Source organism: Thermoanaerobaculia bacterium (assembly GCA_018057705.1).
Classification (GTDB): domain Bacteria; phylum Acidobacteriota; class Thermoanaerobaculia; order Multivoradales; family JAGPDF01; genus JAGPDF01.
Genome location: JAGPDF010000116.1, coordinates 1 through 8,512, shown reverse-complemented (window position 1 = coordinate 8,512; position 8,512 = coordinate 1). Strand labels below are relative to the sequence as shown.

7 protein-coding genes are annotated in these 8,512 nt (G+C 69.5%); 3 read left to right on the top strand and 4 right to left on the bottom strand.

Annotated elements, in window-relative coordinates; genetic code table 11:
• Positions 1 to 8: 8 nt before the first annotated feature.
• Complete coding sequence (locus tag KBI44_20360; protein MBP9146835.1) at positions 9 to 587, bottom strand: sigma-70 family RNA polymerase sigma factor; 579 nt, start codon at positions 585 to 587, stop codon at positions 9 to 11.
• Between the two features lie 71 nt (positions 588 to 658).
• Between KBI44_20360 and KBI44_20355 the strand changes: the two genes are divergently transcribed.
• The gene (locus tag KBI44_20355) at positions 659 to 2,311 is read left to right on the top strand and encodes an FG-GAP repeat protein (GenBank protein MBP9146834.1); all 1,653 of its coding nucleotides are present in this window, start codon (positions 659 to 661) and stop codon (positions 2,309 to 2,311) included.
• A gap of 15 nt (positions 2,312 to 2,326) precedes the next feature.
• Here the strand turns inward: KBI44_20355 and KBI44_20350 are convergent, their stop codons facing one another.
• Complete coding sequence (locus tag KBI44_20350; GenBank protein ID MBP9146833.1) at positions 2,327 to 3,916, bottom strand: peptide chain release factor 3; 1,590 nt, start codon at positions 3,914 to 3,916, stop codon at positions 2,327 to 2,329.
• Here KBI44_20350 and KBI44_20345 point away from each other — a divergent pair.
• Positions 3,906 to 4,478: an SRPBCC family protein gene (locus tag KBI44_20345; GenBank protein MBP9146832.1), complete on the top strand. Its 573-nt coding sequence runs from the start codon at positions 3,906 to 3,908 to the stop codon at positions 4,476 to 4,478. The genes KBI44_20350 and KBI44_20345 overlap by 11 nt on opposite strands.
• A 98-nt stretch (positions 4,479 to 4,576) precedes the next feature.
• Positions 4,577 to 6,049 carry a M28 family peptidase gene (locus KBI44_20340; GenBank protein MBP9146831.1) on the top strand — a complete coding sequence of 491 codons (1,473 nt, stop codon included), beginning with the start codon at positions 4,577 to 4,579 and terminating at the stop codon, positions 6,047 to 6,049.
• Between the two features lie 9 nt (positions 6,050 to 6,058).
• Here the strand turns inward: KBI44_20340 and KBI44_20335 are convergent, their stop codons facing one another.
• Complete coding sequence (locus KBI44_20335; protein ID MBP9146830.1) at positions 6,059 to 7,606, bottom strand: 3,4-dehydroadipyl-CoA semialdehyde dehydrogenase; 1,548 nt, start codon at positions 7,604 to 7,606, stop codon at positions 6,059 to 6,061.
• A 26-nt stretch (positions 7,607 to 7,632) separates the two neighbouring features.
• Positions 7,633 to 8,334: an FKBP-type peptidyl-prolyl cis-trans isomerase gene (locus tag KBI44_20330; protein MBP9146829.1), complete on the bottom strand. Its 702-nt coding sequence runs from the start codon at positions 8,332 to 8,334 to the stop codon at positions 7,633 to 7,635.
• Positions 8,335 to 8,512 lie beyond the last annotated feature (178 nt).

The window sequence follows — 8,512 nt, the reverse complement described above, 5'->3', positions numbered from 1 at the left end:
GGAATCGTTCAAGGCAGCGTTCGTCGGTCCTGGAGCTCGGCGTTCAGCCAGGCGCGCGCGAACTGCCAGTCGCGTTTGATCGTCGGCGCCGAGACGTTCAGGCAGTGCGCCACCTCGTCGACGTCGAGGTCGGCGAAGTAGCGCATCTCGACCACACGCGCCTGCCGCGGATGGGTCTCCGCGAGCGCCGACAGGGCGCGATCGAGATCGAGGAGCTCGACGTCGCGGATTGCGGACTCGTCGGCCACGGGCGGTGGATCGTCCGGGGCGCTGCGCTTCTGCGCCCGCCGGGCGCGCACGTGATCGATCAGGACCCGGCGCATCATGCTCGCGGCGAGCCCGAAGAAGTGGGTGCGGTCGCGCCAGTCGACGCCGCGCTGGTCGACCAGGCGGAGGAACGCCTCGTGGACGAGGGCTGTCGTCTGCAGCGTGTGGTCGGGGCGCTCCCGCCGGAGCTGCGACGCGGCGATGCGCTTGAGCTCCTCATAGATACGGGCGAGAAGGGCTTCGCCCGCCGCGGCGTCGCCCGCCCGCCAGGCCTGAAGAAGGACGGTCACGTCCGCCGCCTCCGGTCGCTCGGGGCTCATCCTGGCGCTGATTCTATGCGCAGCGGCCGGGGCGATGATCCCTGTCCGGGCCGCTTTCCGCGGAGTGAGATATGAGCCCGCGAAAGTCCCGTTCCGAAGTCGAGTGGCAGCTCTGGCTGTGCCTGTTCCTGGTGATAGCAGCGGCTTCCGAGGCGCCGGCACAGATCGCCGGCGTCGGTCTCTCGTCGGTGCGCGGACAGAGTTTCGGCAACGAGAATCTGTTCTTCTTCGTTCCCGAGAGCGAGGATCGACTCGGCTGGTCGGTCGCGGCCGGAGATTTCAACGGCGACGGCGCCGAGGATCTCGCGACTGGCATGCCCTACGACGACGGGCTCGTGGGCGCCGGCCTCACCGACGTCGGTTCGGTCATCGTGCGCTTCGGCGTGGCGCGAACCGGGCTCGCCACCACGCCCGCCGACACCGTGCTTTCGCAGTTCGCGAGCGGCAGCCAGAGCCCGCCCGAGTCGGAGGAGCGCTTCGGCTACGCCCTGGCGGTCGGTGATTTCAACGGCGACGGCTACGACGATCTGGCGGTTGGGATCCCGTTCGACCGGGTGCCCAATCCGCCAGACTGCTACGGCGGGGGACCGAAGCCGGCGGGCAGCGTCCAGATTCACTACGGTCTGCCCGGCGGGATCCAGACCGCCGGCGAGCACTGGCTGCATCAGTCGCTGCCGGGGATGGACTGGTGCAATCGCGAGTATGACCGCTTCGGCGCAGCGCTCGCGGCCGGCGACTTCGATGCCGACGGCTGGGGTGATCTCGCGATCGGTGCGCCGTATTCCACCGTTCACTACAACGGCAGCTTCGACGCCGGAGTCGTCAACGTGGTCTATGGGCACTTCGGCGGCGTGATGCCGGTCTTCGGCGTTCGGATCCACCAGGACGTCGCAGGCGTCCACGATGTAATCCAGGAGGGCGACAAGTTCGGCTATGCGCTGGCGATCGGCGATTTCAACGACGACTTTCGCGAGGATCTCGCGATCGGCGTACCCGGGGAGGAAGGCAGTGGTGCAATTCAGGTCGTGATGAGCAGTCCGAGCGGGCTGGTGCTCACCGACAACGCCATCTGGCAGCAGTCGGACATCGGCGGCGGACCCAACGAGTCCGGAGACGGGTTCGGCGCCACGCTGGCGGTCGGCGACTTCGATGGCGACAGCATCGACGACCTGGCGGTCGGTTCGCCACAGGAAAGTCTGGGCAGCGCGAACCGGACGGGGAAGATCGACGTTCTCTACGGCGATCTCTTTTCCTGGTTCGATCCGACGCGCTTCGAGCACTTTACGCAAGGCTCGATCTTCGGCACCTCGACGGCGGACGGCGCCCTCGACCAATTCGGCTTCGCTCTCGCGGCTGGCGACTTCGACCGCGACGGATGGGCGGATCTCGCGGTGAGCCAGCCGGGGGAGAACGCCGGCGGGACCTGGCGCGGCGGCGTCACGATCCTCAGCGGCGGCCTGGGCGGCCTCTACGACCGTTATCGATTCCTCTCACCGGGCCTCGGTGGAGTTCCCTCCGATGCGCAGAACGGCGCGCAGGCGGGCGGCGCGCTCGCCAGCGGAGATTTCGACGGCGACGGCTACGACGACCTCGCGATGGGCATCCCCTGGCGCTCCGAGGCGGGATTGAGCTCCGTCGGTGCCGTCACCGTGCTCTACGGCTCGCTGTTTTCCGACGGGTTCGACAGCGGCAATCTCTTCTACTGGTCGGCAACGGCGCCCTGAGCGCGGCAGACGCGCCTAGACGACCTGTTCGCGGGTCTTCAGGAAGCGGATCTTCGGCCAGTCTTCCTGGGCGACTTTCAAACGGTAGGCGTTGGCGGCGAGGAAGACGGGCAGGCCGTGGACGTCGTCCGCGACCGCCGCCTCCTGGGAGTCGAGGAAAGCCTTGAGGTCGCGGTCGTCGTCGGCCTCCAGCCAGCGGGCGGTGAAGAGCGAGGTCGGCTGGAAGGCGACCGGGAGCTCGTACTCGCTGCGGATCCGGTCGGCGAGAACGTCGAACTGCAGCGCTCCGGCGACGCCGACGATCCAGTCGCCGCCGAGGCGGGTCCGGAAGACTTGCGCAGCGCCCTCTTCGGCTAAGTGGGTGAGGGCCTTCCCGAGGTGTTTGGCGCGCAGCGGATCGGTCGCCCGCACCTTCTGCAGCAGCTCGGGTGCGAACGACGGGATGCCGACGAAGCGCAGCGGCTCGCCCTCGGTCAGAGTGTCGCCGATCCGCAGCACGCCGTGATTGGGGATGCCGAGGATGTCGCCCGGGAAGGCCTCCTCGGCGATCTCGCGATCCCGCGCCAGGAAGAGCACCGGACTGTGCACGGTGATCTGCTTGCTAGACCGGACGTGAGTCAGGCGCATGCCGCGCTCGAAGCGCCCCGAGCACAGCCGCACGAAGGCGATCCGGTCGCGGTGCTTGGGATCCATGTTCGCCTGGATCTTGAACACGAAGCCGGTGACCTTCTCCTCGGTCGGCTGCACCAGGCGAGTCGTGGTCGGGGCGGGGCGCGGAGAGGGCGCGAAGCTCGCGAGGCCCTGGAGGAGCTCGAGGACGCCGAAGTTGTGCACCGCGGAGCCGAAGAAGACCGGCGTCAGGTGCCCTTCGCGGTAGGTCTCGACCTCGAACGGAGGCGACAGCGAGAAGGCGAGATGGGCCTCCTCGCGCAGTCTCTCGACCATGCCGCGCGGCAGGTGGCTTTCGAGCTCGGGGTCCTCCAGGCCGTGGAAGGCGAGTCCCGCCGAGAGCTTCGAGCCCTTGCCGCGATCGAACAGGATGAGCTCGTCCTTCAGCAGGTCGTAGCAGCCGTGGAAATCCTTGCCCATGCCGATCGGCCAGTTCGCCGGCGTCACATGGAGCTGCAGGTCGCGCTCGATTTCGTCCATGAGCTCGAACGGGTCGCGGCCGTCGCGGTCCATCTTGTTGACGAAGGTGATGATCGGGACGTTCCTGAGCCTGCAGACCTCGAAGAGTTTGCGGGTCTGGGTCTCGATCCCCTTCGCGGCGTCGATCACCATGACGGCCGAGTCGACCGCGGTAAGGGTGCGGTAGGTGTCCTCGGAGAAGTCCTGGTGACCCGGGGTGTCGAGCAGGTTGAAAGTGCAGCCGGCGTAGTCGAAGGTCATCACCGACGAGGCGACCGAAATCCCGCGCTCCTGCTCGACTTTCATCCAGTCGGAACGTGCCCGCCGGGCGTCACCGCGCGCCTTGACGGCGCCGGCGAGCTGGATCGCGCCGCCGTAGAGCAGGAGCTTCTCGGTGAGCGTCGTCTTCCCGGCGTCGGGATGACTGATGATGGCGAACGTCCGGCGGCGGGCGGCTTCTGCCGCGATGGTGGTCATCTCGAAGGTCTCGGGGAACCGGTCGCGATCGCGCTGCGGCCCGGAAAAGGGATTCTATCAGTCCGAAAGCCGTAGCCCGAAAGTGAGCGTAGGGAAGGGTGGAGGACTTTCCTTGAGAATCTTCGAACACACTTGCGAAACCTGGCTGGCGCGGCCGCGCGCCGAGGTTTTCGGGTTCTTTGCGGACGCCGGCAACCTCGAGCGCCTGACGCCGCCCTGGCTCGGCTTCGAGATCCTGACACCGCGGCCGATCCCGATGCGCGTCGGCGCTCTCATCGACTACCGTCTGCGCGTTCACCATGTCCCCTTGCGCTGGCGGACCGAGATCACCGCCTGGGAGCCGCCGCTGCGATTCGTCGACGAGCAGCGCCGCGGTCCCTACCGGCTCTGGCACCACACCCACACCTTCACCGAGCAGGACGGCGGCACGCTGGTCCACGACCGGGTGCGCTACGCCGTCCTGGGTGGGGTCCTGGTTCACAAGCTCCTCGTCGAGCGCGACGTCCGCACGATCTTCGCCCACCGGGAGAAGGTGCTGCGCGAGTTGTTCCCGACTGTGTGAGGCGCGGCCGGCGGCGGCTTCCCCCGGCCCAGCCGCAGCGGTTGCTAAGATTCCCGCTGTCTGGACCCCTCCGGGCGACATCCGCAGCGAGGAAACCGATGAGATCGAGCACTTTGCCTTCGACGTTCCGTCGCGGCGCCGGACTGTTCTGTGCGGCCGCGCTGCTGCAGGTTGCGCTCGCCACCGCCGTCTCTGCCGGCGCTGCGGAGAGCGGCAGGAAGAGCCGCAAGCCGCAGCTCGCCCCGGAGGTCGTGGAGCTCCAGCGTGCCGCGCTCGCCGGCGGCGGTGCCGCGGAGCTCGCGCGCTCGCTCTCGGGGGAGGCCGGGCCCCGTTTCGCCGGGTCCCCGGGTCTCGCGCGCGGCGTCGAGTGGGGCGTCCGGACGCTCACTGCGTTGGGGTTCGAGGGCGTGCGCACCGAAGCGGTGAGGGTGCCGCGGTGGGAACGAGGCACGGCCGAAGGGGAGATTCTCTCGCCCTTTCCCCACGCCTCGAGCCTCGCGGCGCTGGGCGGCAGCATCGGCACGCCCGAGTCCGGGATCGAAGCCGAGGTGGTGGCCACCGAGAATCTGGAGTCGCTCGCGGCGCTGGCGCCGGAGTCGGTCAAAGGCCGGATCGTCTATCTGGGTGAGCGCATGCAGCGCAGCCACGACGGCTCGGGCTACGGCAAGACCGTGGCGATCCGCTGGGGGGGCGCCATGGCGGCGGCGAAGCTCGGGGCCGTGGCGGTTCTCATCCGCTCGGTCGGCACCGATTCCAACCGCCTGCCGCACACCGGCTCGATGGGCTACGAGGAGGGGGTGACGAAGATCCCCGCAGCGGCGCTTTCGATGCCGGACGCCGACCTCCTGGAACAGGCGGTGGCGAGCGGCCGGCCGGTGCGTTTCCGCCTGCGCCTCACGAGCCGCATGCTGCCGGAGGTCGAGTCGGCGAACGTCATCGGGGAGCTGCGCGGGCGCGAGCGGCCGGAGGAGGTGGTGATCCTCTCCGGACACTTGGACTCCTGGGACCTGGGGACCGGGGCGCTCGACGATGCCGCCGGCATCGGCAACGTCATCGAGGCGGCCCGGCTGATCTCGAAGCTGGCCTCCCGGCCGCGCCGGACGATCCGGATCGTTCTCTACGCCAACGAGGAGTTCGGACTCTCGGGCGGCAAGACCTACGCCGTCGAGCACGCGGCGGAGGTGCCCCTGCACCAGGCGGCGCTCGAGTCCGACCTCGGCACCGGGCGCGTCTACCGTCTGCGCACGGCGTTCGCGGCGCAGGATGCGGCGTTGGCAGGGGAGCTCGCGGCAGCCCTCGCGCCTCTCGGGATCGAGCACGATCCCGCGACGCCGGCGTCGGGAGGCGCCGATATCTCGCCGCTCCGTCCGCTCGGCGTGCCGATGGTCGACCTTTCGCACGACGCCACGACGTACTTCGACTACCACCACACCGCGAACGACACCGCCGACAAGCTCGTGCCGGCCGACATGGCGCAGGCGACCGCCGCCTTCGCAACCGCCGCCTGGATCCTCGCCGACCGGCCCGCGCTGCTCGCGCGAGTGCCGCCGGAAGAGAAGAAGGAGCCCTAGGCCACCGGCCTAGGCGAGAAGGGCATCGACGAGCGTTCGGGTGCCCTGCAAGGCGACCCGCTGCTGGTAGATGCGGAGACCGGCGAGGCCGCCGAGCTCTTCACCTCCGCCGGCGCGTCCGGGTCCGCCGTGCAGCGACTGCGGCAACGCCGCCCCCGAGCCGAAACCCTCCGAGGCGGAAGAGCCGATGTAGATGCGGCCCTGGTGGGCGCCGCCGCGAGCCAGATAGTCGCCGGCCCACTCCGCATCGTCCGTGTAGAGCGAGCTCACCAGCGTTCCGCCGCCCAGCGCGACGATGGTGGCCGCTTCCTCGGCCGTGCCGGAGTAGGGCAGGACGGTCGAGACGGGGGCAAAGACCTCCCGCCAGTGTACCGGTGTCTTTTCGAGCGGGTGCTGCGAACGCAGGAGCGTCGGCGCCACGAAGTAGCCCTTGCCGGCCGGTGCGCCGACACCCACGGCGCGTCCGCCGCTGCCGTGCAGGAGCTCGGAGGTCGCGAGCAGCTCGGCGATGCCGTCGAGGGCGTCGCGCAGCTGGCCGCCGTGGGCGAGCGGCCCCATGGTCACCTGCGGGTCGGAAGGGTCGCCGGTCACGACGGTGGCGAGTCTCGCGACCAGCGCTTCGACGACCTGCTCCTCGACTTCGCGGGGAGCGAGAATCCGGCGCACGGCGGTGCACTTCTGACCGGCCTTCTGGGTGATCTCGCGCGCCACGTCCTGGATGAAGCGTTCGAACGTCGGCGAGCCCGGCTGGGCGTCGGGAGCGAGCACCGCGGCGTTCAGGCTGTCGGCCTCGACGTTGAAGCGCAGTCCCGCCTCGACGATCGCCGGCCGGGTGCGCAGGGTGAGCGCGGTCGCGGCGGAGCCGGTGAAGGCGACGACGTCCTGCGGGCCCAGCCTGTCGAGCAGGTCGCCGGTCGAGCCGACGATGAGTTGCAGCGCGCCCTCGGGCAGCAGGCCGGTTTCGACCGCGATCTCGATCATGCGCTCGGTCACCAGCGCCGTCGCGGTCGCCGGCTTGGTGATCGTCGGCATGCCGGCGAGGAACGAGCAGGCGAACTTCTCGGCGAAACCCCAGGCGGGAAAGTTGAAAGCATTGATGTGGATGGCGACGCCCTGGCGCGGGACGAGGGCGTGGGCGGCCCAGAAATTCTCGGATCGGGCGAGCGCGCCGCCTTCACCGTCGGCGAGGACCGTGCGCGCGCCGAGCGTGATGCCGAGACCGCCGTAGAAGGCGAGCGCGCCGCCGGCGCCGTCGATATCGAAGGCGCCGTCGGTGGCGGTGCTGCCGTTGTTCGCCGAAGAGAGCGCGAGGAGCTCCGCGCGATGCTCACGCAGGGCCTTGCCCAGCGCTTTGAGGATCTCCCCACGCTGCGCGAAGGTGAGCGCGCGCAGCGCGGGGCCGCCGCGCTCGCGGGCCCAGGAGAGGGCGCCCGCGAGATCGGCGCCGGTCGAAGAGGCGCGTGCCAGCGGCTCTTCCGTGGACGGATTGAGGAGGGTCTGAAAGTCGCGGCCGGCCTCGAACCACTGCCCGCAGAGATGGCTGCGCAGCGTCTTCATCGACTCGGTCATCGTCGCTACCGTCCTTACTTCAGGATCTCGAGCAGCTCCACCTCGAAGACGAGGGTGGCGCCGGGGGGGATCGACGGGCGGCCGCGGTCGCCGTAGGCGAGATCGGAGGGGCAGACGAGCTTCGCCTTGCCGCCGACCTTCATCTTCTGCAGGCCCTCCGTCCAGCACTTGATCACGCCGTTCAGCGGGAACTCCGCCGGCTGACCGCGGGAGATGGAGCTGTCGAACTCGGTGCCGTCGACGAGCGTGCCGCGGTAGTGGACCTTCACCTTGTCGGTCGGAACCGGCGAGGCGCCGGCGCCGGCGAGGGTTTCGACGTAGAGCATCCCGGACTCGGACTTGACGACGCCCGGCTTGGCAGCTTCGGCCGCGAGGAACTCCTGGCTCTTGGCCTTCTCGGCCGCGGCACGCTTGTCGGACTTCGCCTGGCCGAGCGCCTGCACCTTCGGGGCGTACTCCTCCATCTTGACCACGGTCTCCTTGCCGGAGGCGCCGTCGCTGATGCCCTGCATCACGAAGCCCAGCTCGGCCGGGGTGAGCTCGAACGCCTGGAGGTTTCTCGACAGCATCAGGCCGAGGGCGTAGAGGGTCTTCTCCTCCTCGGTGGCCGGCGGCTTCGGCGGCGTATCGGCGGCGGTCACCGGTCCGCAGGCGAAGAGCACCAGCGAGAAGAGCATCGTGAACAGCACAGAGGTCGAAAGCAGGCGGGTACGCATGGGTTTCTCCTGGAAAAGGTGGAATTGTGGGCCGGAGCGACAGCGAGCGCCCCGGACCCGGATCGGCGATCCAGCGCCGGAGGCCGAGGATATCGCCGAGAGCGGCCCGGGCCCAAGCCCCCCAAAGACCCCCCACCCCCCCAATCGCCCCCGAAGAGCCGGCCCGCCTTCCCTTGGT

Excerpts from the sequence above, each read along its gene's own strand:
- KBI44_20360 (MBP9146835.1), bottom strand. The coding sequence starts at position 587 with ATGAGCCCCGAGCGACCGGAGGCGGCGGACGTGACCGTCCTTCTTCAG.
- KBI44_20355 (MBP9146834.1), top strand. The coding sequence starts at position 659 with ATGAGCCCGCGAAAGTCCCGTTCCGAAGTCGAGTGGCAGCTCTGGCTG.
- KBI44_20345 (MBP9146832.1), top strand. The coding sequence starts at position 3,906 with ATGGTGGTCATCTCGAAGGTCTCGGGGAACCGGTCGCGATCGCGCTGC.
- KBI44_20350 (MBP9146833.1), bottom strand. The coding sequence starts at position 3,916 with ATGACCACCATCGCGGCAGAAGCCGCCCGCCGCCGGACGTTCGCCATC.
- KBI44_20340 (MBP9146831.1), top strand. The coding sequence starts at position 4,577 with ATGAGATCGAGCACTTTGCCTTCGACGTTCCGTCGCGGCGCCGGACTG.
- KBI44_20335 (MBP9146830.1), bottom strand. The coding sequence starts at position 7,606 with ATGAAGACGCTGCGCAGCCATCTCTGCGGGCAGTGGTTCGAGGCCGGC.
- KBI44_20330 (MBP9146829.1), bottom strand. The coding sequence starts at position 8,334 with ATGCGTACCCGCCTGCTTTCGACCTCTGTGCTGTTCACGATGCTCTTC.